Genomic DNA, 23,819 nt, shown 5'->3' with positions numbered 1-23,819 from the left:
GGCCACCGGACGGAAGGGCGGCAGGATCCCATGGCACTGCACAAGGGTGCCGGTGACGACCGCCGGCTGACCGTCGGGCCGTTCCTCGGCACCGCCGCCGACCCGCTCGGCGCGATGGAGCTGGCGCCCCCGCTGCACCGGCTCGCCGACGGCCCCGTCCCGGCCGACACGGCGTACCAGCTGATCCACGACGAGCTGCTGCTGGACGGCAACGCGCGGCTCAACCTGGCGACCTTCGTCAGCACCTCGATGGAGCACCAGGCCACCCGGCTGATGACCGAGTGCCTCGACAAGAACATGATCGACAAGGACGAGTACCCGCAGACCGCCGAGCTGGAGCGGCGCTGCGTGTCCATCCTCGCCCACCTGTGGCACGCCCCCGACCCGGACGCCGCCGTCGGCTGCTCCACCACCGGCTCCAGCGAGGCCTGCATGCTGGCCGGCCTGGCGCTCAAGCGGCGCTGGATCCGCCGCAACGCCGACCGCTACGCGGCCGGTGCCCGGCCCAACCTGGTGATGGGCGTCAACGTCCAGGTCTGCTGGGAGAAGTTCTGCACCTTCTGGGAGGTCGAGGCCCGCACCGCGCCGATGGACGGCGAGCGCTTCCACCTCGGCCCCGAGCAGGCGGTGGAGCTCTGCGACGAGAACACCATCGGCGTGGTCGGTGTGCTCGGCTCGACCTTCGACGGCTCCTACGAGCCGGTCGCGGAGATCTGCGCCGCGCTCGACGACCTCCAGCGGCGCACTGGTCTGGACGTCCCGGTGCACGTGGACGGCGCCTCCGGCGCGATGATCGCGCCGTTCCTGGACGAGGACCTGCTCTGGGACTTCCGGCTGCCCCGGGTCGCCTCCATCAACACCTCCGGCCACAAGTACGGGCTGGTCTACCCGGGTGTCGGCTGGGCGCTGTGGCGCAACCCCGAGGCGCTGCCCGAGGAGCTGGTGTTCAGGGTCAACTACCTGGGCGGCGAGATGCCGACCTTCGCGCTGAACTTCTCCCGCCCCGGCGCCGAGGTGGTCGCCCAGTACTACGTCTTCCTGCGGCTCGGCCGGGCCGGCTTCCGGGCCGTCCAGGGGGCCTGCCGGGAGGTGGCCGGGTACCTGGCCGACGCGATCGGGCAGCTCGGCGGCTTCCGGCTGCTGACCCGGGGCGACCAGCTGCCGGTGTTCGCGCTCACCACGACGGACGAGGTGCCGTTCGACGTCTTCGACGTGTCGCGGCGGCTGCGCGAGCGCGGCTGGCAGGTGCCCGCGTACACCTTCCCGCCGAACCGGGAGGACCTCGCGGTGCTGCGGGTGGTCTGCCGCAACGGCTTCTCCCGCGACCTCGCCGACCTGCTGCTGGGCGACCTCGAACGGCTGCTGCCGGAGCTGCGCCGCCAGCCGGTCCCGCTCAAGGACCTCGGGGTGCCGGCCCGGACGGGCTTCCACCACTGACGACCGCCCCGCCGCGGCGGCGGGAGTGGTCGCGGCGGGGAGGGTGCGGCATGGCACCCGTCCCCGCCGCGCGTCGCGTCCCTGCGGCCCGGGGCAGCCTCCCCCCGTGGAGGCTGCCACGCACCGGTGGGGGCCAGGGCACGGCAGGCGCCGGTCCGTCAGAAGCGGTCCCCGGACGAAGGACCGGGGCGGCGCACCGCTCCGGCTGGAAGAACGATGCCCCACGGTCATATGAATGTTCGAGCCCCTCCCGGGGTTGTGAGACACTTCCGTCCGTCTCAGCCCCCAGGACCTGGGGTTTGGGACGCCGGGCCGCCGAGGTTTGAGACGCGAAGGCGGCCGCCCAGGCCCCGAACGGTGCCCCGCGCGGGTGCCGCCTGTTCCAGCCCCGCCCCGCCCGCCTCGCATGTTTGGAAGAGACCGCATGGGTTCCGCCTGGAAGCAGCTGCCGGACGACCTGTCCGACCCCGCCAGACGTCTGACGGAGGAACTGCGCGCCGTCAAGGACGCGACCGGGCTCTCGCTCTCCGAGCTGGCCGTCCGGACCCATTACAGCCGGGCCTCCTGGGAGCGCTGGCTGAACGGCAAGCGGGTCGTCACCGAGCAGGCGCTCGACGCGCTGATCGGGGCCGTGGAGTGCGACGGGCCGGCGCTGCGGGCGCTGTGGGACCGGACGGCGGCCGCGGCGGCGGACGCCGACGAGGGGACGGCCCCGGAGGCGGCCGCGCCGGACGCGGAGCCCGACGCCGAACCCGGCGCCGAGCCGGACGCCGGACCCGGGGCCGCGACGGCGGCGGAGGGCGCGCAGGACGCGGAGCCCGCGCGGGACGCCGAGCCGGCCGCCCGTCCGGCCCGGCGCCGCCCGGTGGCCCTGGTCGCCGCCGCGGTGGTGGCCGCGCTGCTGCTGGCCCTCGCCGGCGTGCAGGTCCTCTCCCCCGGCGACTCCGGCGACGGCGCCGCGCCGACCGCCGCCACCGTGCCCGCCTCGGCCCCGGCCACCCAGCCCGCCTCCCCGCCGGCCGCGGTGCCCGCCAACCCCGCCCCGCCGGTCCCGGCCTGCCAGGCGCTCGGCTGCGTCCACAAGGACCCCAAGCCGACCGGCTGCGGCGGGGACGCCCGGACCCTGCTGACCACCAACATCGGCAAGGTCGTCGTCTACCTCCGGTACAGCCAGAAGTGCCAGGCGGCCTGGGCCGGGATCAGCGAGGGCCAGCCCGGCGACCAGGCGACCATCACCACCAGCGCCGGCGAGTCGGAGACCGCGCTGATCCACTGGGGGTACGACAACTACTCGTGGATGGTGAACGCGGCGGATCCGACGGTCACCCTCCAGGTCTGCGGGCAGCGCAAGGAGCCGGAGGGCTCCGCCTGCTCGCCCTCGGTCTCCGACCTGGCCCGGACGGTCGCCTCGACCCCGATCCCGGTCGGCCCGGCCACCCCGCCGCCCACCGCCACCGATCCGCCCGCCACCACCGATCCGGCCCAGCCCGCACCCTCCGGTCAGTCCGGCTGACCGGGTCAGGCCTCCGGGCGGTCCGGCTGACCGGGTCAGTCGAGGTAGCCCCGGAGCTGGGCGGAGAAGGCGTGGTCGCGGAGCTTGACCAGGGTCTTCGACTCGATCTGGCGGATCCGCTCCCGGGTCACCCCGAAGAGCACCCCGATCTCCTCCAGCGTGCGCGCCCGCCCGTCGTCCAGGCCGTAGCGCAGCTGCACCACCTGGCGCTCACGCTCGCCGAGGGTGGCCAGCACCGCCTCCAGGTGCTGACGCAGCAGCAGGAAGGCGGCGGACTCGGCGGGTGAGGCCGCGTCGGCGTCCTCGATGAGGTCGCCGAGCGCGACGTCGTCCTCCTCGCCGACCGGGGTGTGCAGCGAGATCGGCTCCTGGGCGAGCCGGAGCAGTTCGCGCACCCGCTCCTCGGTGAGGTCCAGGACGGCCGCGATGTCGGCCGCGACCGGCTCGCTCCCGCGCTCCTGGAGCAGCGAGCGCTGCACCCGCACCACCCGGTTGATCAGCTCGACCACGTGCACCGGCACCCGGATCGTGCGGGCCTGGTCGGCCAGCGCCCGGCTCATCGCCTGGCGGATCCACCAGGTGGCGTAGGTGGAGAACTTGTAGCCGCGGGCGTAGTCGAACTTCTCCACGGCCCTGATCAGTCCGAGGTTGCCCTCCTGGACCAGGTCGAGCAGGGTCAGCCCGCGCCCGACGTAGCGCTTGGCGACGGAGACCACCAGCCGCAGATTGGCCTCGATCAGCCGGCGCTTGGCGAGCCGGCCGACCGCCGCCAGGGTCTCCAGCTCGCCGGCCAGCCCGGCGGCGGGCGGCGGCTCCCGGGTCAGCCGCTCCTCGGCGAACAGGCCGGCCTCGATCCGGCGGGCCAGTTCGACCTCCTCGGCGGCGGTGAGCAACCGGATCCGGCCGATCTCGCGCAGGTACTGGCGGAGCAGGTCGGCCGCCGGGCCGCCGGGTTCTGCGCCGGGCCGCTCCGGGGCGTCCTCCCCGCTCTCCTCGGCGGCGTCCGCCCCGGCGTCGGGGTGCCCGGCCGGCAGGCCCTGGGCGGGCACCCGGGAGCCGTCCGGGAGCGGCGCCCGGGCCCGGCCGTGTTCCTCGGGCGGGGCGGACGGGTCGGTGGCGGGCTGGGCGGTCGCGGCGGGGCCTCGATCCACGGGCATCCCCTCGGGGCGGGCGCGACTCTGGCGGACCCGCGCTGAACGGAGGTGGGACGCCCTCCAGTGTGGGGCACGCCACACTCCGTGGCCGAGACTCGTGCGCGGACTTTCTGAACGCGGCCCTACAGGCCGGCGGCGCCCAGGCTGCGCAGCGACTGCCCGTACTGCTGGAGCTGCCACAGCTCGGTCTGCACCGCGTGCAGCTCCTCGGGGGCGGCCCGGTTGCCGAGCCGCTGGAGGTGGGCGCGGACCTCGCCGACCCGCCGGTCCACGGCCAGCAGCCGCAGCTTGACCAGGAACTCCCCCGCGTAGACGGCGTCCGCCTTGCGGAGCGAGCGCACCGGCTCCACGGTCAGCTCGGTGACCAGCGAGCGCACCTGGTCGTCCGGGCAGGCCTCGCGGACCACGGCGACGAAGTCGGCCAGGGTGGCCCCGTACGCGGCGCCGCCGGCCTGGCCGATCGCGCGGCGCACGGCGGTGTACGGCGGGGTCGGGAACTCGTCCTCGGCGTAGTTGTCGAAGGCCGGGGCGACCAGGTCCGGGTGCTGCAGGGCCAGCTTGAGCAGCTCGCGCTCGACGAACTGGGCCGGGTCGCGCGGGTTGAGCACGAAGGCGGGCCGGGCCGGGCGGGCCGGCTGCGCCTGCTCGGGGCCGCGGAGCCGGCCGTTGGCGCGCGGGTTCTGCTGGCGCTCGCGGTCCCAGCGGGCCAGCTGGGAGACCCGGCGGACCACGAAGGGCTCGTCCAGGATGCCGAGCATGCCGGCCAGCCGGACGGCGTACTCGTGCTGGATCGAGCGGTCCTTGATCTTGGCGACGATCGGCGCCGCCTCCTCCAGCGCGGCCGAGCGGCCCTCCGGGATGTCCACCCGGTGCTTGGCGACGACCGAGTTCAGCGCGAACTCGAAGAGCGGGACGGGGTTGTCGATCAGCTCGCGGACCGCCTCGTCGCCCTTGGCCAGGCGCAGCTCGCACGGGTCCATGCCGCCGGGGCTGACCGCGATGGAGGTCTTGGCGGCGAACTTCTGGTCGTCCTCGAAGGCGCGCAGCGCGGCCTTCTGGCCGGCGGCGTCGCCGTCGAAGGTGAAGACGGTCTCGCCGCGGTACTGGGAGGTGTCCATCAGCAGCCGGCGGATGATCTTGATGTGGTCCTCGGCGAAGGCGGTGCCGCAGGTGGCCACCGCGGTGGTGACCCCGGCCAGGTGGCAGGCCATCACATCGGTGTAGCCCTCGACCACCACCGCCCGCCCCGACCTGGCGATCTCCTTCTTCGCCAGGTCGATGCCGTAGAGCACGTGCGACTTCTTGTAGATCGGCGTCTCGGGGGTGTTGAGGTACTTCGGCCCGTTGTCGTCCTCGCGCAGCCGCCGGGCGCCGAAACCGATCACCTCGCCGGCGATGTCACGGATCGGCCACACCAGCCGGCCCCGGAACCGGTCGATCAGCCCGCCGCGCTGGCCCTGCGAGGCCAGGCCGCCGAGCAGGATCTCCTTGTCCGTGAACCCCTTGCCGCGCAGGTAGCGGACCAGGTGCTCCCAGCCGGCCGGGGCGTAGCCGACGCCGAAGGTCTTCGCGGCCTCCTCGTCGAAGCCGCGCTCGGCCAGGAAGCGGCGGCCGATCTCGGCCTCGGGCGAGGCGAGCTGTTCCCGGTAGTAGGCGGCGGCCACCTTGTGCGCCTCCACCAGACGGGTGCGCTCGCCCTGCTGGTGGCGGGGGCTGTAGCCGCCCTCCTCGTAGCGCAGGGTGATGCCGGCCTGGGCGGCCATCCGCTCGACGGCCTCGGCGAAGGTGAAGTGCTCGATCTTCATCAGGAAGGCGATGGTGTCGCCGTTCTCCTGGCAGCCGAAGCAGTGGAAGACGCCCTTGGAGGGGTTGACGTAGAAGGAGGCGGACTTCTCGTCGTGGAAGGGACAGACGCCCTTGTACTCGCCACCGCCACCGTTGGTCAGCTGTACGTAGTCGCCGACCACCGCGTCGATCGGCAGTGCGCTCCGCACCGCCTGCACGTCTTCGTCCCTGATCCGCCCGGCCACCCCGGAAGTCTACTGGGGCGGACGGGCCGCACGGCGGGGCCGACGGGCCGGGTCAGCTCCGGCCCGGGCCGAGCAGCCGGGCGTGCAGGGCCAGCGCGGAGGCGTCGGTGAGGGTGGCGATCTGGTCGATCACCGTGCGCAGGGCGGCCCCGTCGTCCTCGGCCTCCCGGTACATCGCGGCGAAGACCGGGTCGAGCGCCTCGGGGGCGCGCCGGCCGAGGGCGTCGGCCAGCTCGGCGATCACGATCCGCTGCCGGGCCCGCAGCTGGGCCTGCTCGTCGCGCTGCATCACGTACCGGACGGCGACCGCCTTGAGCACCGCGCACTCCAGCCGGACCTCGCGCGGGACCACCAGCTCGGCCGCGTACCGGGTGAGCCGGCCGGGGCCGTAGCGGGCCCGGGTGGCCTGCTCGGCGGCCAGGCAGAACCGGCCGATCAGCTGGCTGGTGAGGTCCTTGAGCCCGGCGCGGGCGCGGGCGGTGCCGTCGTAGGAGTCGGGCCACCACTCCTGGGCGAGCAGCCGGTCCAGGGCGGCGGCCAGCTCCTCGGGCGCGGCGTCCCGGGCGTAGCGCTCGGCGACCTTGAACAGTCCGGCCCGCTCGCCCGGGGCGCGCAGCGCGGCCGGGTCGATGTGGCCGGCCTGGAGGCCGTCCTCGACGTCGTGGGTGGAGTAGGCGACGTCGTCGGACCAGTCCATGACGGTGGCCTCGAAGCACCGGCGCCCGGCCGGGGAGCCGGCCCGCATCCAGCGGAAGACCGGCAGGTCGTCGGCGTAGACGCCGTACTTGGGCGAGGCCGGGTCGGTGGGGTGGGCGCCGTGCGTCCAGGGGTACTTGGTGGCGGCGTCCAGGGCGGCGCGGGTCAGGTTGAGGCCGACGCTGCGGCCCGGCCAGGGGGCCAGCCGGGCGGGGGCCTCGTCCTGCGGGGCGAAGCGCTTGGGTTCCAGGCGGGTCAGGATGCGCAGCGACTGCGCGTTGCCCTCGAAGCCGCCGCAGTCCTCGGCGGCCTGGTCGAGCGCCTCCTCGCCGGTGTGGCCGAACGGCGGGTGGCCGATGTCGTGGGCCAGGCAGGCGGTCTCGACGAGGTCGGGGTCGCAGCCGAGGGCGGCGCCCAGCTCGCGGCCCACCTGGGCGCACTCCAGCGAGTGGGTCAGCCGGGTGCGCGGGAAGTCGCTGCGCATCGGGGCGACCACCTGGGTGGTGCCGGCGAGCCGGCGCAGGGCGGCGGAGTGGAGCACACGGGCGCGGTCGCGCTGGAACGCCGTGCGGCCGGGGCGCTTGTCCGGTTCGGGCACCCAGCGGGCCTCGGCGGCGCGGTCGTACGGGATCGGGGTCGAGGTCGGGGCGGCGGCGGTGAGGCGGTGCGCGGTGTCGTCCATATGACCCTCACCGTACGCCGCGGCTGTGACACCGGAAGTGTGCCGCGCGCGACGGCGCGCGGGCCGGGGCGTGAACCCTGGGGCGCACTCCCGGCCCGCGCGCGCTCGGGGTCTGTCAGCCCCGGACCGCCTTGAGGACGGCCTCGGCGGCGCCCTCCTGGCCCTTGGCGTTGGGGTGGATCGCCGCCAGGCCGTGCGCGGGGAACGGCGGCTCCACCCAGCGGGCGTCCTCCCCGGCGCACATGTCGTGGCCGGCCGAGGGCCCGGCGAGGTCCACGAAGACCGCCCCGGCCGCCTCCGCCCGCCGCTTGAGCATGGTGTTGAGCTGCCGCTCCTTCTCCATCAGGAAGCCGATGTCCCCGCTGGCCACCGCCGAGCCCAGCACCGGGACGCAGCTCGCCGGGTCGGCGGGCAGCAGCGACGGGTAGCCGACCACGTAGACCCGGGCCTGCGGGGAGCGGTGCTTGATCTCCGCCAGCTGCCGGCCGAGCCGGTCGCCCGCGGCGTCCACCTGCTTCTGCACCTGGTCGCCGCCGTCCGCGGCGGCGTAGGAGTCGCGGCACGGCGCGGCGGCGCGGTCCGAGCCGACCAGGCCCCTGAACGCGTCCACCAGGTTCTCCTTGGCGCACTGGCCGACGACGTCCATGAACCCGGCGTCGTTGCCGCCGATCCCGAGGGTCACCAGGCGGGTGGCCGGGGTGAGCGCGTCCAGCTGCGGCGGGTTGCTGCCGCCCTCGGTGCTCTGGGCGCCGGTCAGGTCGCCGGTGCGGGCACCGCTGCAGCTGACGTCGCGGAACCGCTCCCCGGACAGCCCGAGCGCCTCGGCCACCAGGGACGGGTAGTTGACCGCCGAACGGGAGCAGCCCTTCGGCTCCGCCGTCTGCTGCGGGCTGATCTTCAGACCCGAGGTGTAGGAGTCGCCGAGCGCCACGTACGGCCCGGTCGGTGCGGGTGTGGGCGTCGGGGTGACCGCGGCGGCGGCCCTCGGCGGTGCGGAGCCGTCCGGGGCCGCGGCGGCGACGGTCCCGGCGCCGGTGGAACCGGAGCAGCCGGCGATGAGCACGGCGGCGAGGCCCGCGCTCACCGCTCCGGTGAGCGCGGCGGTCGGGCGTACGGACAGTGGCACGGGATCCCCCCGGGTAGGAGCCGTCGGCGTTCTTCCTACGAAGGCCCGTCCCCCGGGCACCGCAGTGCCCAACGGACGGGCGTGCCCGATCGCTCCCGCCCGGGGCGGGTATTCCCCGTCCCCCCGGTGCCGTTACTCCGGCCCGCGCTCGTGCTCGGCCAGGAACTGCTCGAAGCGCCGGCCCAGCTCGTCCGCCGACGGCAGGTCCACCGGCTCGGCCAGCAGGCTCTCCCGGCCCTCGGCGCCGGCCACCGCGTCGTACTGGCCCTCCATGCCGCGGATCGCCGAGCGCAACTCGCCGTCCCCCTGCGCCAGCTGCTCCTCGATGTCGGCGTACACCACGTCGACCCGCTCGCGCAGCAGCGTGCCGGGCAGCACCAGCCCGGTCGCGGACTGCACCGCCTCCAGGATCATCACCGCGGCCGCCGGGTACGGCGAACGCGCCACGTAGTGCGGCACGTGCGCGGCGAAACCCAGCACGTCGTGCCCGGCCTCGGCGAGCCGGTACTCCAGCAGGGCCTGGGCGCTGCCCGGCACCTGGGCCTGCTCGAACCACTGCGGGTAGCCGGCCGCGAGGTCCAGCCGGTTGCCGTGCGGCGTCAGGCCGACCGGGCGGGTGTGCGGCACGCCCATCGGGATGCCGTGGAAGTCCAGGCTCAGCCGGACGTCGAAGCGCTCGACCAGCTCGCCGACGGCCGCGGCGAAGCGCTCCCACTCGACGTCCGGCTCGGGGCCGGTGAGCAGCAGGAACGGCGAGCCGGCGGTGTCGTGGACCAGCTGGAGCAGGATCTCCGGCGGCTCGTAGGACACCCAGCGCTCGCGGTCGAAGACCATCGCGGGGCGGCGGGCCCGGTAGTCCACCAGGCGGTCGTGGTCGAAGCGGGCCACCACCTGCGGCGCCCCCGTCTCCAGCAGGTGGGCGACCACCTGGGCACCCGCCTCGCCGGCGTCCATGAAGCCCTCGAAGTGGTGGAGCAGCACCAGGCCGGCACCGGTGTCCGCCAGCGCGGCCCTCGCGGCGGCCACGGCGGTCACGCCCTGCTGGTCCAGCTCGTACAGCGCCTGGGGATCACGCACCGCTCACCCACACCCCGTTTCTCTTCCTCGTCGCGGTTCGCCGCGTCCGCTGCGCCCGCGCGTCGGCCCGCGCGGGGGCTGATGACCCGGCTCTCCTCGTCCAGCGTGCGGGGCGCCGCCGGAATTCCCGGCGCGCCGGGCCCGTTTGCCGGGCCCCTTCGGCAGGCTCCCGCGGGCCGGCCGGACCATGATCGCACCCGCCTGCGAAGCCCCTGGTCAGGGGGGAGCGAACGGCCCCCGGAGCCCGTCCGGACGCTGCCCCGGGGGCCATTCGTGTGCCGCGAAGTGACGCACCGCCTTCTGACGGGTATCGTCCTCTCGCTGCCTCGCATCGTCGCGTCGTCGTCACGTCGTCCGTAACGCCGTCGACCACGTCCCGGACCGGTGCTCGGCCAGCCACCCACGACGCATCTTGCCTTCATCTGGCCGCCTGCTTCCCTTCGCGCACTCGTTTCCTCCTCGGCCATCTCGCGGACGCACACTGTCCCCTCGCTCATCCCGCCGGACCGGTCCGTGGACCCGTGTCCGTTCCGGCACCGCGCTGCCCGTCTCCGGGCCGTCGCTCCCCACCCCGTTCGACCGGCCTCCGGCGTGCGCGGGCACCGGTGGGCGCACTCCGGGACGGGGCGAAAACCGTCATCGCTGGCCCGCACCGCACCCCGGCACGGGCCAGCGCCCTCCGACCGATGAAGGACCGAAGGTTCCGTGCCCGTACCTGTCATCCTCACCGGCCGCACCGTGCGGCTGGAGCCCCTCGCCGCGCACCACGCCGAGGCCATCGCCGAGGCCGGCGCCGAGGACCGTACGACCTACGCCTTCACCCCCGTCCCGCACGGCCTGGAAGCGGCCCGGGAGTACATCTCCCGCGCGCTGGCCGACCAGGCCGCGGGCCGGTCGCTGCCGTTCGCCACGGTGAACCAGGCCGACGGCCGGGTGGTGGGGTCCACCCGGTTCCTGGAACTCGACTACTGGCAGGGGCCGCTGGTCTGGCCCCCGGCGCCGGGCGTGCCGTTCGGCGATCCGGACACCGCGGTGCCGGACGCCGCCGAGATCGGCAACACCTGGCTGTCGCCGCGCGCCCAGGGCACCGGCATCAACACCGAGGCCAAGCTGCTGATGCTCCGGCACGCCTTCGAGGCGTGGGGCGTGCAGCGGATCTCGCTGCGCGCCGACGCCCGCAACCTGCGCTCGCGCACCGCCATCGAGCGGCTCGGCGCGACCTCCGAGGGCGTCCGCCGGGCGCACTCGCGCGGGCTGGACGGGGTGGTGCGGTCGACCGCGTTCTACTCGATCCTGGACAGCGAGTGGCCGGCCGTCCGGGACATCATCGAGCTGCGGATCGCCGCCGCCACCTCGCCGAGCGCCCCGGATCCGGCGATCAACCAGGAGTGCCTTAGACACGGCGGCGGTGCCGGGCACCTGATCACGGCCTGACCGTCCCGGTCCGCTCACCGCCCGGGGCCCGCCGTCCGCCGTGGCCGGCGGGCGGCGGGCACGGCGGTCAGCCGTACTCGTAGCCCGCGGCGGCCACGCCGAGGATCTGACGGAGCATGTCCGGTTGGAGCCCCGGGGGCGCGACATACCCGGAGTGGGTCTCCACCACGGCCGACACCGGGCGCCAGCCGCCGCCCGGCACGGGTGCCACCCGGACCGCCCAGATCCCGTGGCCGGTCCAGCTGCGGTGCAGGTGGAGCACACCGTCAGCGGTGTAGGACTCCCACTTCTGCTCCATCACCCTCGACCGCAGGCCGTAGCGGATCCGCTGCCACTGCTCCTCGCTCCAGACCACGTCCGGGACGGGGCACGGGCGCGGCAGCCGGAGCGGCTTCAGGTACTCGCGGCCCGCCCCGCTCGCGACGCTGCCCGGCTCGGCGAACGCCCAGCCGGGCAGCGGCTCGCGGGCGGCCAGCCAGGCGGCGGGGATGCCGGCCGTCCCGGTGCGGGCGGCGACCACGCCGCCGGTGATCGCGGCGACGGTGTCGGCGTCCCCGCCGGCGGACACGGCCTCCCAGACCGCCGCCGGGTAGTCGGTGAGCCGGCGGGCCGCGCACCAGAGCGCGTACGGGACGGTGTCGGCGGCGCTGGTCCGGCTGCCGTTGCCGAGGATCCGGGCCGCGACCGCGAGGTCCGGCTCGGCGAGCAGGGCGATCGCCTCGGTCAGGCCGTCACGTACCGCCCCGAGCGGAGTGAGGTCCCGCACCGGCTCCAGGAAGCTCCTGGGCGTCATGCTCTCGGTGCGGGCCCGCACCGCGTACGCCGCGGCCACCGCGACGGCGATCGCGCCGTCCACCGCCTGCGGGTGGGTGTGCGTGATCAGCGCGGTGTCGGCGGCCGGCCCGACCACCGCACCCGGGTCGTCCGCGTACGCCGCGCCGAGCGGGGCGACCCGCATCGCGGCGCCGTTGCCGTACGATCCCCGGCCGTCGAACAGCCCGGCGGCCAGCGCCTTCGCGTCACCGCCCTCCCGGATCAGCCGCAGCAGGCGGTTGGCGGACGGGCCGTAGCCGCGGTCGAAGTCGTGCCGGCGGGCGAAGGCGTGGGTGAGGTCGAACACGTCGATCCCGCCGCGCTCGGTGTGCGCGGCGTACACCGAGCAGGCCATCTCGGTGTCGTCGGTCCACGGCCAGGGGCCGGGCGGGGCGGTACGGGCCGCGAGGTGGGCACGGGCGGTGGCGGGGACGAAGAACTGGGCGCCGAGGGCGTCGCCCACGGAGAGGCCGTCGAGCGCGTCGGACGCGGGGCCGGTGTGAGGAGTCGTCATCGCGGGCAAGCCCACCCTCCGCACCGCCCCCGCGTCAACCCGGTTTGACCGGCCGGTCCCCCGGCGGGCGATGTTCCGCATACCGCCGATCCGGGCGGGAACCACCCCGGCATGACCAGCGCCAGCTCCCTCGTCGACCCGCTGCTGCTGCTCGGCGCCGACCAGCAGCACATCGCCACCCGCGCCCAGCTGCGCGGGCTCGGCGTGCCGTCCGGCACCATCGCGCACCGGCTGCGGCCCGGCGGGCCGTGGCAGCGGGTGCTGCCCCGGGTGATCTGCCTGCAGACCGGGCGGCTGACGGCGCACCAGCGGCTGCGGGCCGCCCTCGCCTACGCGGGTCCCAAGGGGCTGGCCGCGCCGCCCGGCGGACAGGTCCTGCTCACCGGCGCGGCGGTGCTCGCCGACGCCGGGCTCCCCTCGGCCGGGCACCCGGCCGACCTCACCGAGGTGGACGTGCTGATCCCCGCTCAGCGCAAGGTCGCCGACCGGGGGTTCGTGCGGATCCACCGGGCCGGCGGGCCGATGCCCGGCGGTTTCGAGCGCGACGACGGCCTCTGGAGCACCTCGGTCGCCCGGGCGCTGGCCGACCTCGCGCCCCGGGAGAGCGGACGCCACCGGTTCCGCGCGCTGTGCGCCGAGGCCGTCCAGCGCCGGCACTGCGAACTCGGCGAGCTGCTCGACCAGTTGCTCGCCCGGCCGGACGTCCGCGAGCTGCCCCGGCTGGCCGGGGTGGTGGAGGAGCTGACGGCCGGGGTGCGCTCGGTGGTCGAGGGCGAGGCACGGGACGCGGTGCGCGGCGCCGGGCTGCCCGAGCCGCTCTGGAACCCGGTGCTGTTCCTGGACGGGCGGTTCCTGGCCGTGCCGGACGCCTACTGGCCGCAGGCCTGCGTCGCGCTGGAGATCGACTCCCGGGCCTGGCACCTGCGCCCGGCCGACCACGAGCGGAGCCTGACCCGCGCCAACCGGCTGACCGCCGCCGGCCTGCCGGTGGTCCGCACCACCCCCGTCCAGCTGCGCCGCGACCCGGGGCCCGTACTGCGGGAGCTCGCCGTCCTGCTCGCGGCCGGCCCCCACGGCCCGCACACCAGGATCAGCTGGCGCCGGGCCCGCTGACCTCCTCGTCGAGCGGTCCGCCGGCCTCCGGCAAGCGCCGCGCCGAGGCCTCCTCGACCGTCTGCAGGGCGGCCGCTCCGGCCGTGAGCTGCTGCCGGTGGGCCGTCCGGACGGTGTACCGGGTACCGAGCAGCCGGGCCCGGGGCTCGCGGGCGGTCTCGGCGACGGCGGCGGTCCCCTGCTGGTCCGGGACCGGGTCCGGCCGGGCCTCCGGACTCGCCCGCACCGGGCCGGAGCAGTGGTGGCCGAGCCCCGCCGTGCAGGACCGCCAGGCGGACGGTGCGGCCTTCACCCGCTGCCGGCGGCGGTCCGGTCGTGGGCCTTCACCCAGAGGAGCCGCCACTCGCCCCCCGGCGCACCCCGGTCGGTCCCGGCGGGTCGCGCGGCCGGCCGGCGCCTGCCGGTGGGCGTCACTCCGCTCCCCCGCGCCGACCGCCGGGGAACCGCGGGTGCCGGTCCCGGCCGGCCGGGGCAGCTTGTGGCAGCCGGTCTTCCGGGCGGCGGCCGGGAGCAGCCCGAGGCGGTCCGGACCGGCGGGGCTCCGCGGCGGGGCCTCGGCGACCTCGTCCGGGTCGTAGGCGAAGCCCTCGGCCCGCCTGCACGTGCGGGTCGCCCGCCCGTACCCCGGAGGACGGCGGCGTTCTCCTCGGCGGCCTCCTCGGCGGCCGCCGGGCGACCGTCCAGCGGCAGTGCCACCGGGCGCCGTCCAGCGGCTCCGCCGTGATCGGCCCGACCGCCGGCTCGGGCCCGGCCGTCCTCGGCCCGGCCACCCTCCGTTTCGGGGCCGCACCCCGCCGGCAGGCCGGGGAAGGCGACCGCCGCGACGGCCCGGTGCACCCTGCCCCCCGAGAGACCGCGCGGAAGGCTTCACGGCGGCCCTGCCGTCGGGGCGGCCGTTCCCGCCTCGGAGGCTCAGCAGCGGGCGTCGATCTCCTGGAAGGAGCCGTAGTGGTCGGCGGTCCAGTACTGCTCGCCGGAGTCGCCGGTGACCACGCGGCGGGCGCCGCGGTCGGCGGAGCCGGGGGTGACCACGGTGAACTCGTGGTAGTAGCCGGAGGTTTTGCGCGGGAGGCGGCTCTCGCGGTTCTCGAAGACGATGCCGTCCGAGCGGTAGGGGTAGGGGCCGCCCTTGGCGATCAGGCCGAGGGTGTCGAGGGCCTGGCCGGGCAGCGTGGTGCGGCAGACGTCGGCCATCGCCGGGTCGGTCGGCACCCAGCCGGTGGCGGCGCCCGCCGGGGGCTGGGTGGCCGGGGCGGACGGCTTGGGCGCGCCGGACCTGGGATCGCTCGGCTTCGGGGCCGACGGGGCGCTGGTCGCCGCGGCCGGGCCGGTGGAGGTCGCGGCGGCCTTGGGCGTGCCGTCGCCGGTGCCGTCGGACACGACGTAGCCGGCTGCGGCGGCGATCACGCAGAACAGGACGGCGAGGACGGTCCACAGGCGGTTCTTGCTGGTCATGGGCTCCAGCTTCGCAGTCGGCGGCCCCGCGTGCGGGCAGCCACACATGTGGCCGCGGCCACACGCGCGCGGCCGGGGCGGGTACGGACGCCGTTGTCCGTTCCCGCCCCGGCCGCATTACGTACGCCGGTTCTCCTGCGCCGAGCTCCGGTGTACGCCCCTCCCCGGTGGAGGGGACACGGTCAGCGACCGCGCCGTGCCGGGGGGCTCAGAGCCCCCCGGCGTTCAGCGCGAGTCGCTGCCCGCGGACTCGATGGCGGCGCGGCCGGCCTCAAGGCGCGCCACCGGGATCCGGAAGGGGGAGCAGGAGACGTAGTCCAGCCCCACCTCGTGGAAGAAGTGGACCGAGTCCGGGTCGCCGCCGTGCTCGCCGCAGACGCCGAGCTTGAGGTCGGGGCGGGTGGCCCGGCCGGCCTCGACGGCGTGCCGGACGAGCGAGCCGACGCCGTCGCGGTCGATGGTCTCGAACGGCGAGACCCCGAAGATGCCCTTCTCCAGGTAGGCGGTGAAGAAGGAGGCCTCGACGTCGTCGCGGGAGAAGCCCCAGACCGTCTGGGTGAGGTCGTTGGTGCCGAAGGAGAAGAACTCGGCGGCCTCGGCGATCTGGCCGGCCGTCACGGCGGCGCGGGGCAGCTCGATCATGGTGCCCAGCTTGATGTCCAGCTGGACGCCGGTGGAGTGGGCGACCTCGGCGAGCACGCGCTCGCACTCGTCGCGGACCAGCTCCAGCTCCTGGACGGTGCCGACGAGCGGGATCATCACCTCGGGACGCGGGTCCCCGCCGGCCAGCTTGCGCTCGGCGGCGGCCTCGGCGATGGCGCGGACCTGCATGCCGAACAGGCCGGGGATGACCAGGCCGAGGCGCACGCCGCGCAGGCCGAGCATCGGGTTCTGCTCGTGCAGCTTGTGCACCGCCTGGAGCAGACGCAGGTCGTTCTCGTTCGGGTCCTTGCGGGCCTCGGCGAGGGCGACGCGCACCGACAGCTCGGTGATGTCCGGCAGGAACTCGTGCAGCGGCGGGTCGAGCAGGCGGACGGTGACGGGCAGGCCGTCCAGCGCCTGGAAGAGCTCGACGAAGTCGCCCTTCTGCATCGGCAGCAGGGTGGAGAGCGCCTGCTCGCGGTCCTTGTCGTTGTCCGCGAGGATCAGGTGCTCGACCTCCTTGCGGCGCTCCTCGCCGAGGAACATGTGCTCGGTGCGGCACAGGCCGATGCCCTGGGCGCCGTAGCGGCGGGCGCGCGAGCCGTCCTCGGCGTTGTCGGCGTTGGCGCGCACGGCGAGCCGGCGGCGGCCGTCGGCGTGCGACATCAGCCGGTGCACGGCCTGGACCAGGCCGCCCTGGACGTCGGCGCCGGCGTGCAGGGTGCCCTCGAAGTACTCGACCACCGGGGAGGGCAGCACGGGTACCTCGCCGAGGTAGACCTTGCCGGTCGCACCGTCGATCGAGACGATGTCGCCCTCCTCCAGCACCAGGCCGTCGGCGGTGGTCATCCGGCGGCGCTTGGTGTCGACCTCGAGCTCCTCGGCGCCGCAGACACAGGTCTTGCCCATGCCGCGAGCGACGACGGCGGCGTGCGAGGTCTTGCCGCCGCGCGAGGTGAGGATGCCCTCGGCGGCGATCATGCCGTCCAGGTCGTCCGGGTTGGTCTCGCGGCGGACCAGGATGACCTTCTCGCCGGAGCGCGACCACTTCACCGCGGTGTAGGAGTCGAAGACGATCTTGCCGATCGCGGCGCCGGGCGAGGCGGCGAGGCCCCAGGCGATCTGCTTGGACTCGGCGTTCGGGGCGAAGCGCGGGAACATCAGCTGGGAGAGCTGGCCGCCGGTGACCCGCATCAGGGCCTCGTCCAGGTCGATCAGGCCCTGGTCGACCAGCTGGACGGCGATCCGGAAGGCGGCCGCGGCGGTGCGCTTGCCGACGCGGGTCTGGAGCATCCAGAGCTTGCCGCGCTCGATGGTGAACTCGATGTCGCAGAGGTCGCGGTAGTGGTTCTCGAGCGTCTGCATGATCGTCATCAGCTCGTCGTACGACTTCTTGTCGAGCTTCTCCAGCTCGGACAGCGGCAGGGTGTTGCGGATGCCGGCGACGACGTCCTCGCCCTGGGCGTTGGACAGGTAGTCGCCGTAGACGCCCTGGGTGCCGGTGGAGGGGTCACGGGTGAAGGCGACACCGGTGCCGGAGTCCTCGCCGAGGTTGCCGAAGACCATGGTGCAGACGTTGACCGCGGTGCCCAGGTCGTTCGGGATGCGCTCCTGGCGGCGGTAGAGCCGGGCGCGGTCGCCGTTCCAGGAGTGGAAGACGGCGTGGATGGCGAGGTCCATCTGCTCGCGCGGCTCCTGCGGGAAGGCCCGGCCGGTCTCGCGCTCGACGATGCCCTTGAACACCTCGACCAGCCGCTTCAGGTCCTCGGCGTCCAGGTCGAGGTCGTTGACGGTGCCCTTGGCGTGCTTGGCCTCGTCCAGGGCCTCCTCGAACAGCTCGCCGTCGACGCCCAGCACGGTCTTGCCGAACATCTGGACCAGGCGGCGGTAGGAGTCCCAGGCGAAGCGCTCGTTGCCGGACTGCGCGGCCAGACCGGCCACCGAGGCGTCGGAGAGGCCGATGTTCAGGACGGTGTCCATCATGCCGGGCATGGAGAACTTGGCGCCCGAGCGCACCGAGACGAGCAGCGGGTTGTCGGCCTGGCCGAGCTTCTTGCCCATCTCCTGTTCGAGGGCGTCCAGATGGGCGCTGATCTCCTCGTGCAGCGAGGTGGGCTCGCTGCCGGTCTCCAGGAAGACCTTGCAGGCCTCGGTGGTGATGGTGAACCCCGGGGGGACCGGGAGGCCCAGGTTGGTCATCTCGGCCAGGTTCGCGCCCTTACCGCCAAGAAGATCCTTGAGGTCCTTGTTTCCTTCAGTGAAGGAGTAAACAAACTTCTGCTGGGACGCCACGGGTCGGTCTCCTCGCACACGGTTGCCCTGACGCCGGAGAACATACCCATTTCGAAGGCGCTTCCGCGCCGCCAATAGGGCGTACGTCGTCAGGATCGGCAAGTAACCCGCTAGATCGAATGCACTGAATGGCGTTCACCTCTGGTGGTGAAATCGTCCGGCTGACGCTAGCGAGCGTTCAAGTCTTGAAGGCGGCGAAACCGGAAGATCACATAACCGGAACGCTCGGTAGTCGCGGATGCTCCGGCCTGACGAACCGGCTTGATTTCCTGCACCCTGAGTGCCCGATCCGCCGCCGCTCCCCTTCGGGAAGCGATCCGCCCCCGACTTGTTCATTTCGTCCTGTCGGTCACCTCCGACCGCCAGGGTATGTGGCCAGCGTCACGAGCGCATCTCACGGTTCGGGCGTAGGCCTCCTCCGCTCTTCGTCGCACTGCGTCCAGAAATGTGTCCGCTCCGTGATGTCGGACTGCCAGAAAGGAGCCCTCTTGGCCAGATCGGCTAAGAGGGCTGGGCCGGAGTGGCAGTCGGCCCCGAGGGGCCGTTTTGGCCGCTTCGGATACATCAGCCGCCGGAGATGTCCGATTCGGCATCCTCGCCCGGTCGGGCACAGTCGTACGGATCGTCCAACCAGCCTTCCGGCAGGACGACCCGGTTGTTGCCGCTGGTCCGTCCGCGCGGACCGTCGGCGCCGGCCGGCCAGGCCTGGGACTGCTCCACCAGGGTCAGGGTTTCGGCCAGTTCGGCGAGCGAGGAGGAGTTGGCCAGCCTCACCCGCAGCTCCGAGCCCACCGAGAAGCCCTTGGTGTACCAGGCGACGTGCTTGCGGAAGTCGATCACGCCGCGGGCCTCGTCGCCCAGCCACTCGCCGAGCAGCTGCGCGTGCCGGACCATCGCCCGTGCCACGTCGGCGAAGGTCGGGCGGGCGTAGTCCACCTCGCCCTCGAAGATCGCCACCAGGTCCTTGAACAGCCAGGGCCGCCCCAGGCAGCCGCGGCCGACCACCACGCCGTCGCAGCCGGTCTCGCGCATCATCCGCACCGCGTCGTCGGCCGACCAGATGTCCCCGTTGCCGAGCACCGGGATCCCGTCCGGGACGGACTCGCGCAGCCGGGCGATCGCCGACCAGTCGGCGGTGCCGCCGTAGTGCTGGGCGGCGGTGCGGCCGTGCAGGGCGATCGCGGAGACGCCCTCCTCGGCGCCGATCCGGCCGGCGTCCAGGTAGGTGAGGTGGTCGTCGTCGATGCCCTTGCGCATCTTCATGGTGACCGGCAGGTCGCCGGCGTTGGCCACCGCCTCGCGCAGGATCTCGCGCAGCAGATTGCGCTTGTACGGCAGCGCCGAGCCGCCGCCCTTGCGGGTCACCTTGGGGACGGGGCAGCCGAAGTTGAGGTCGATGTGGTCGGCGAGGCCCTCGTCCGCGATCATCCGGGCCGCCTTGCCGACGGTGACCGGGTCCACCCCGTACAGCTGGATCGAGCGCGGCTTCTCGCTCGGGTCGAACCTGATCAGCTGCATCGTCTTGGCGTTGCGCTCGACCAGGGCCCGGGTGGTGATCATCTCGGAGACGTAGAGGCCCTTACCGCCGCTCTGCTCGCGGCACAGGGTGCGGAACGGCGCGTTGGTGATGCCGGCCATCGGCGCCAGCACGACCGGCGGCCAGACCTGCAGCGGGCCGATGGACAGCGGCGCGAACTCGGCGGCGGCGGAGGTGGCGGTGGCGCCTCCGCCGGCGGGGCCGGTCGCGGTGCCGGTGGCGGTCGCGGTGCCGGTGGCGGTCGCCGTGCTCGGCTCGGTGGGTGCGGGCGGGACTGTCATGCGCGGCTGACCTCGGGGACGGCGGGTGGGGGACTCTTCATTGTCCCCCACCCGGCCGAGCCGTCCGGGGCCCTCACCCCGGGGCCGGCGGTCGGCCGCTCCCCGTCGGGGTCAGTCGTCGGTGGAGGCGTCCTTCGCGAAGACCGACACCGAGCCGGAGCTGACCGAGACCCTGATCTTGTTCGGACTGGAGCGGTCGGCCAGCGTCGTGTCGATACTGCCGCGCACCCGCGGGGACGCCCCGCCGTCGAAGTCGTAGCGGGACCCCCGGGGCAGGCCCAGCACCACCGACCCGGAGGTCATCCCGATGTCCACCACCTGCGGGGCCGAGGCGAAGCCCAGCTCCAGATATCCCGAGGTCGCGGCGGCGTTGACGCTCGGGGAGCTGAGACGGCGCCCCCGGACGGAGCCCGAGGTGGTGCGCACGGTCACCGGACCGGACACATCGGTCAGCGCGACCTCCCCCGAGGTGGAGATCAGATTGATCTCCCCCGCCACACCGGCCACGTCGATGCTCCCGTTGGACAGCTTGCCGGTGACCGAGACCCCGGGCGGCACGTCCAGCTCGATCACCGCGCCGCAGCCGAGGTCGCTGATCGGCACCACCTGGGCACAGCGCATCCGGACGTCGAGCCGGTCCTGCTCGAAGAGCGCCGAGACGACCGGCATCCTGACCATCCAGTTCAGGTACTGGCGGACCACCACCTGGCCCTGCCGCCCCGGGCGGATCCGCACGGTGGCGTTGCCGGTGTCCAGCCGCACCCCGGTCACCGCGACCGGGTAGGACATCTCCGAGCGGGTGCGCTGCTGCACCGCGATCGCCCAGGTCTGCACGGCGCCGAGGACCAGCGTCACGGTGAGCGCGAGCGTGCCGAACACCCGCCAGGCCCGGTGGCCGCGGCGGCCGGGCCCCGGCGCCCGCTCCCCGGCGGCGGCCGGGCCCTGGGGGCCGGTGGCCGTCGTCATCCTCATCCCACCTCCAGGAAGCGCAGCACCGCCAGCACCCGCCGGTGGCTCTCGTCGGCGGGCGGCAGGTCGAGCTTGGCGAAGATCGAGTTGATGTGCTTGGCCACCGCGCTGTCGCTGACCACCAGGGCGGCGGCGATCGCGGCGTTGGATCGGCCCTCCGCCATCAGGGCGAGCACGTCCCGCTCGCGCGGGGTCAGCCGCTCCAGCGGATCACGGTGGCGGCGCACCAGCAGCTGGGCCACCACCTCCGGGTCCAGCGCGGTGCCGCCCTCGGCGACCCGCTGCAGCGCGTCCACGAAGTCGTCGACATTGGCCACCCGCTGCTTGAGCAGGTAGCCGACCCCGCTGGTGTTGCTGGTCAGCAGGTCCGCGGCGTACCGCTCCTCCACGTACTGGGAGAGCAGCAGCACCGCCACCTCCGGCCACTGCCGGCGGATCACCAGCGCGGCCCGCACGCCCTCGTCCGTGAAGCCCGGCGGCATCCGGACATCCGCCACCACCACCTGGGGACGGTGCTCGCCCACCGCGGCGAGCAGTTCCTCGGCGTCCCCGACGGCGGCGGCCACCTCGTAGCCCACCGCCTCCAGGACCTTGACCAGGCCGACCCTGAGCAGGACCGAGTCCTCGGCGATCACAGCACGCACGGCAACTCCACGGTGATGGTGGTCGGGCCCCCGGCGGGGCTGAGCACGGACAGGGACCCGTCGACCGAGGCGGTGCGCTGGCGCAGTCCGGTCAGGCCGGAACCGCGCGAGGCGTCCGCCCCGCCCACGCCGTCGTCGCTGACGACCAGGCGCAGCCGGCCGCCGGCCGTGCGCACCGAGATGTCCGCCCGGGAGGCCCGGGCGTGCTTGGCGACGTTGGTCAGCGCCTCGGAGACGGTGAAGTAGGCGACCGCCTCGACGGTCGGCGCTATCCGCTCGGCCAGCTCGACGTCCAGCCGGACCGGCAGCGGGGCGCGGGCCGCGATGCCGGAGAGCGCCGCGTCGAGGCCGCGGTCCTCCAGGACGGCCGGGTGCAGGCCGCGGACCAGGTCGCGCAGCTCGTCGATGGCCGCCTGGGCCTCCTCGTGCGCCTCGACGATCACCTGCATCGCCGCGGGCGGCACGTCCTTGAGGGTGCGGCGGGCCAGGCCGAGGTTCATGGCGAGCGAGGTGAGCCGCTGCTGGGCGCCGTCGTGCAGGTCGCGCTCGATCCGGCGGCGCTCGGCGTCCACCGCGTCGACCAGGCCGGCCCGGCTCTCGACCACCTCCTCGATCCGGTGCTCCAGCTCCGCGGTGCGGCCGGGTCCGAGCAGCCGCACCGCGAGCACCTCGTCCAGCCGGGCCAGCAGGCCGACCGTCGTGGGCAGCACCACGAGCAGCAGCGCGCCGCCGACGGTGACCGGGATGTCCAGCTTGGACCACTGGTCGCGGACCGGGGAGGTGGGGGGCATCAGCCAGGACCAGCCGAAGATCGTGGAGCCCATCGCGGCCGCGCCCCACCCGTACACGACGACCGTCGAGGCGGCCGCGACCAGCGGTCCGACCACCAGGTGGTAGCCGACCTGGCGCCAGCTGACGCCGGTGCGCAGCGCGGTCAGTATGCCGGCGGGCGTGCGGGCGGAGCGCAGCAGCGGCGGGATCTCCACCCCGCGCAGGGCGCGCAGCCGGCCGCGCTGGGCGGCGGTGAGCAGGCGGACGGAGAGCAGGATCGTGCCCACGAGGGCCAGCGTGAACTCGGGGGCGAGGACGATCAGCCAGGCGGGCAGGGAGAGCGGGATCCCGGCGGCGAGGAAACGGGTGTCCCGCCAGACCGCCGCCGACCACGGGGGCCGGACGGCGCTCCCGGCGGGTGTGCGGCGCTGCGTCGTGGAGGGCATGGCGGACAGCCTAGAGCGAGGTGATCAAGCGTCACCATGAAGGGGGCTGCCGAGAAATGGTGAAGCCAGGTACACCCCCGATTCGGATCGGCGCACTACCGACAACGCCGCTCGCGACGACGAGTCTTGACGGCATGACGACGACCGCATCGCACTCCGCCACCCCGCCGCACGGGCGCCCGGCCCACGGCACCGCCCGCGCCGCGTCCGCCGCCGCGGTCGCACCCGCCGACCTGGCCGGCCTGGTCGACCTGGCCGCGTCGGCCGCCGCGGGCGAGGGCCGGCTGCCGGTCGGGCCGGCCGTGTCCGACGGGTCCGGCGTGCCCGGCGCCCCGGCCGGGCCGTGGTCGGTGCGCTGCGTGCCGGGCGGCCGCGGGCGGCGGGCGGCCCTGGAGGTGTACGAGCACGGCGAGCTGGTGGACGTGCTGGTCGAGGCCCGGCTCGACCGCGGTCTGCTGCGCGGCGCCCGCGCCTGGGCCGGTGCCGGTGCGGGCGGGCGCCGCCGGCCCCGGCACGGGCTCGCCTGGGGGCGGCTGCCGCACGGCGGCGGCGTCCCGGCCGTCGGGTTCACCGGCGGGCGGCTGCTCCGGCTGCCGGGGCGGCCCGCGCCGGTGGTCGCGGCGGGCGAAGTGGTCACCGTCGCCGGGGAGTTCTGGCTCGCGTGGGCCGAGGGCGTCTTCGACGGCGTGCTCGTCGAGGCGGCCGGCGGGGCCGGGTGCGAGCGGTCCCCGCTGACCCGGGTCCGCACCGCCCGCACCACCCACGCCGTCCGCACCGTCGCACCGGGGACCGGGGGTGCCCGATGAGCACCGCCGTCCCGCCCGTGCGCCCGCCGCTCGCCCGGTTCACCCCGCTCGCCTCGCGGGTGCCCGCCTTCGCCGCCTTCGCGCTGCTGCCCTGGGTGGCGCTGCTCGCGGCGTCCGGCGAGACGGCGTGGGTCGTCCTCGACCTGTGCGAGTTCACCGCCCTGCTCCGGCTGGACGCCGTGCTGCGCCACCGCCACCCGGGCGCCGTCGCACCGGCCACCGCGGTCGCCCTGCTGCTCGCGGCCGACGCGCTGGCCGACATCGCCACCGCGGGCCCGGGCGCCGAGACGCTCGCCGCGCTGATGATGGCGGGCTGCGTCGAACTCCCGCTCGCCGCGCTCTGCCTGGCGCTCGGCCTGACCCGCGCCCAGGCCTACGGGCTGTCCC

General features: G+C 74.7%; 18 protein-coding genes. 5 read left to right on the top strand and 13 right to left on the bottom strand.

Annotated features, from left to right (window positions below):
• Positions 1-30 precede the first annotated feature (30 nt).
• A complete protein-coding gene (gene gad / locus ABTX81_RS17935; protein ID WP_350546346.1) occupies positions 31-1,437 on the top strand; it encodes a glutamate decarboxylase in 1,407 nt (468 codons plus the stop codon).
• A 424-nt stretch (positions 1,438-1,861) separates the two neighbouring features.
• Positions 1,862-2,950: a helix-turn-helix domain-containing protein gene (locus ABTX81_RS17930; protein ID WP_350546342.1), complete on the top strand. Its 1,089-nt coding sequence runs from the start codon at positions 1,862-1,864 to the stop codon at positions 2,948-2,950.
• A 35-nt stretch (positions 2,951-2,985) separates the two neighbouring features.
• On the opposite strand, the gene ABTX81_RS17925 is transcribed toward ABTX81_RS17930, so the two are convergent.
• The 5 genes from ABTX81_RS17925 to ABTX81_RS17905 form a co-directional block, all read right to left on the bottom strand.
• A complete protein-coding gene (locus tag ABTX81_RS17925) occupies positions 2,986-4,107 on the bottom strand; it encodes an RNA polymerase sigma factor (protein ID WP_502892798.1) in 1,122 nt (373 codons plus the stop codon).
• A gap of 119 nt (positions 4,108-4,226) precedes the next feature.
• Complete coding sequence (gene dnaG, locus ABTX81_RS17920) at positions 4,227-6,134, bottom strand: DNA primase (RefSeq protein ID WP_350546335.1); 1,908 nt, start codon at positions 6,132-6,134, stop codon at positions 4,227-4,229.
• A 52-nt stretch (positions 6,135-6,186) separates the two neighbouring features.
• Positions 6,187-7,512, bottom strand: coding sequence for a deoxyguanosinetriphosphate triphosphohydrolase (locus ABTX81_RS17915; protein ID WP_350546332.1), 1,326 nt, complete (start codon positions 7,510-7,512; stop codon positions 6,187-6,189).
• Positions 7,513-7,627: 115 nt separating this feature from the next.
• The gene (locus ABTX81_RS17910) at positions 7,628-8,638 is read right to left on the bottom strand and encodes an SGNH/GDSL hydrolase family protein (protein WP_350546329.1); all 1,011 of its coding nucleotides are present in this window, start codon (positions 8,636-8,638) and stop codon (positions 7,628-7,630) included.
• A 132-nt stretch (positions 8,639-8,770) separates the two neighbouring features.
• The gene (locus tag ABTX81_RS17905) at positions 8,771-9,715 is read right to left on the bottom strand and encodes a proteasome assembly chaperone family protein (protein ID WP_350546325.1); all 945 of its coding nucleotides are present in this window, start codon (positions 9,713-9,715) and stop codon (positions 8,771-8,773) included.
• A gap of 705 nt (positions 9,716-10,420) precedes the next feature.
• Here ABTX81_RS17905 and ABTX81_RS17900 point away from each other — a divergent pair.
• Positions 10,421-11,149: a GNAT family N-acetyltransferase gene (locus ABTX81_RS17900; protein ID WP_350546322.1), complete on the top strand. Its 729-nt coding sequence runs from the start codon at positions 10,421-10,423 to the stop codon at positions 11,147-11,149.
• Between the two features lie 67 nt (positions 11,150-11,216).
• On the opposite strand, the gene ABTX81_RS17895 is transcribed toward ABTX81_RS17900, so the two are convergent.
• Positions 11,217-12,476, bottom strand: a complete 1,260-nt coding sequence (locus ABTX81_RS17895) for an ADP-ribosylglycohydrolase family protein (RefSeq protein WP_350546318.1) — start codon at positions 12,474-12,476, stop codon at positions 11,217-11,219.
• Between the two features lie 111 nt (positions 12,477-12,587).
• Between ABTX81_RS17895 and ABTX81_RS17890 the strand changes: the two genes are divergently transcribed.
• Positions 12,588-13,589 (top strand): putative endonuclease domain-containing protein, encoded by a 1,002-nt coding sequence (locus tag ABTX81_RS17890; RefSeq protein WP_350546315.1) that lies wholly within the window; start codon positions 12,588-12,590, stop codon positions 13,587-13,589.
• On the opposite strand, the gene ABTX81_RS17885 is transcribed toward ABTX81_RS17890, so the two are convergent.
• The 7 genes from ABTX81_RS17885 to ABTX81_RS17855 form a co-directional block, all read right to left on the bottom strand.
• Positions 13,567-13,881, bottom strand: coding sequence for a hypothetical protein (locus ABTX81_RS17885; protein WP_350546312.1), 315 nt, complete (start codon positions 13,879-13,881; stop codon positions 13,567-13,569). The two genes, ABTX81_RS17890 and ABTX81_RS17885, sit on opposite strands and share 23 nt — an antisense overlap.
• Positions 13,882-14,501: 620 nt before the next feature.
• Positions 14,502-15,044, bottom strand: coding sequence for a ribonuclease domain-containing protein (locus ABTX81_RS17880; protein WP_350546308.1), 543 nt, complete (start codon positions 15,042-15,044; stop codon positions 14,502-14,504).
• Between the two features lie 225 nt (positions 15,045-15,269).
• A complete protein-coding gene (ppdK, locus tag ABTX81_RS17875) occupies positions 15,270-17,978 on the bottom strand; it encodes a pyruvate, phosphate dikinase (protein WP_350546304.1) in 2,709 nt (902 codons plus the stop codon).
• A 564-nt stretch (positions 17,979-18,542) separates the two neighbouring features.
• Positions 18,543-19,616 carry a tRNA dihydrouridine synthase DusB gene (gene dusB, locus ABTX81_RS17870; RefSeq protein WP_350546672.1) on the bottom strand — a complete coding sequence of 358 codons (1,074 nt, stop codon included), beginning with the start codon at positions 19,614-19,616 and terminating at the stop codon, positions 18,543-18,545.
• 291 nt (positions 19,617-19,907) lie between these two features.
• Positions 19,908-20,762 (bottom strand): DUF4097 family beta strand repeat-containing protein, encoded by an 855-nt coding sequence (locus tag ABTX81_RS17865; protein ID WP_350546301.1) that lies wholly within the window; start codon positions 20,760-20,762, stop codon positions 19,908-19,910.
• A gap of 2 nt (positions 20,763-20,764) precedes the next feature.
• A complete protein-coding gene (locus tag ABTX81_RS17860) occupies positions 20,765-21,409 on the bottom strand; it encodes a response regulator (RefSeq protein WP_350546298.1) in 645 nt (214 codons plus the stop codon).
• Positions 21,397-22,626 carry a sensor histidine kinase gene (locus ABTX81_RS17855; RefSeq protein ID WP_350546295.1) on the bottom strand — a complete coding sequence of 410 codons (1,230 nt, stop codon included), beginning with the start codon at positions 22,624-22,626 and terminating at the stop codon, positions 21,397-21,399. The genes ABTX81_RS17860 and ABTX81_RS17855 overlap by 13 nt, the downstream gene beginning before the upstream one ends.
• A 134-nt stretch (positions 22,627-22,760) precedes the next feature.
• Between ABTX81_RS17855 and ABTX81_RS17850 the strand changes: the two genes are divergently transcribed.
• On the top strand, positions 22,761-23,432 hold the full coding sequence (locus ABTX81_RS17850) for a hypothetical protein (RefSeq protein ID WP_350546293.1): 672 nt from the start codon (positions 22,761-22,763) through the stop codon (positions 23,430-23,432).
• Positions 23,433-23,819 lie beyond the last annotated feature (387 nt).

It is taken from the genome of Kitasatospora sp. NPDC097605 (assembly GCF_040302725.1).
Classification (GTDB): domain Bacteria; phylum Actinomycetota; class Actinomycetes; order Streptomycetales; family Streptomycetaceae; genus Kitasatospora.
This window is presented reverse-complemented; position numbering and strand designations above follow the sequence as displayed.

Excerpts from the sequence above, each read along its gene's own strand:
- gad (WP_350546346.1), top strand. The coding sequence starts at position 31 with ATGGCACTGCACAAGGGTGCCGGTGACGACCGCCGGCTGACCGTCGGG.
- ABTX81_RS17930 (WP_350546342.1), top strand. The coding sequence starts at position 1,862 with ATGGGTTCCGCCTGGAAGCAGCTGCCGGACGACCTGTCCGACCCCGCC.
- ABTX81_RS17925 (WP_502892798.1), bottom strand. The coding sequence starts at position 4,107 with ATGCCCGTGGATCGAGGCCCCGCCGCGACCGCCCAGCCCGCCACCGAC.
- ABTX81_RS17915 (WP_350546332.1), bottom strand. The coding sequence starts at position 7,512 with ATGGACGACACCGCGCACCGCCTCACCGCCGCCGCCCCGACCTCGACC.
- ABTX81_RS17895 (WP_350546318.1), bottom strand. The coding sequence starts at position 12,476 with ATGACGACTCCTCACACCGGCCCCGCGTCCGACGCGCTCGACGGCCTC.
- ABTX81_RS17890 (WP_350546315.1), top strand. The coding sequence starts at position 12,588 with ATGACCAGCGCCAGCTCCCTCGTCGACCCGCTGCTGCTGCTCGGCGCC.
- ABTX81_RS17880 (WP_350546308.1), bottom strand. The coding sequence starts at position 15,044 with ATGACCAGCAAGAACCGCCTGTGGACCGTCCTCGCCGTCCTGTTCTGC.
- dusB (WP_350546672.1), bottom strand. The coding sequence starts at position 19,616 with ATGGCCGGCATCACCAACGCGCCGTTCCGCACCCTGTGCCGCGAGCAG.
- ABTX81_RS17865 (WP_350546301.1), bottom strand. The coding sequence starts at position 20,762 with ATGACGACGGCCACCGGCCCCCAGGGCCCGGCCGCCGCCGGGGAGCGG.
- ABTX81_RS17855 (WP_350546295.1), bottom strand. The coding sequence starts at position 22,626 with ATGCCCTCCACGACGCAGCGCCGCACACCCGCCGGGAGCGCCGTCCGG.
- ABTX81_RS17850 (WP_350546293.1), top strand. The coding sequence starts at position 22,761 with ATGACGACGACCGCATCGCACTCCGCCACCCCGCCGCACGGGCGCCCG.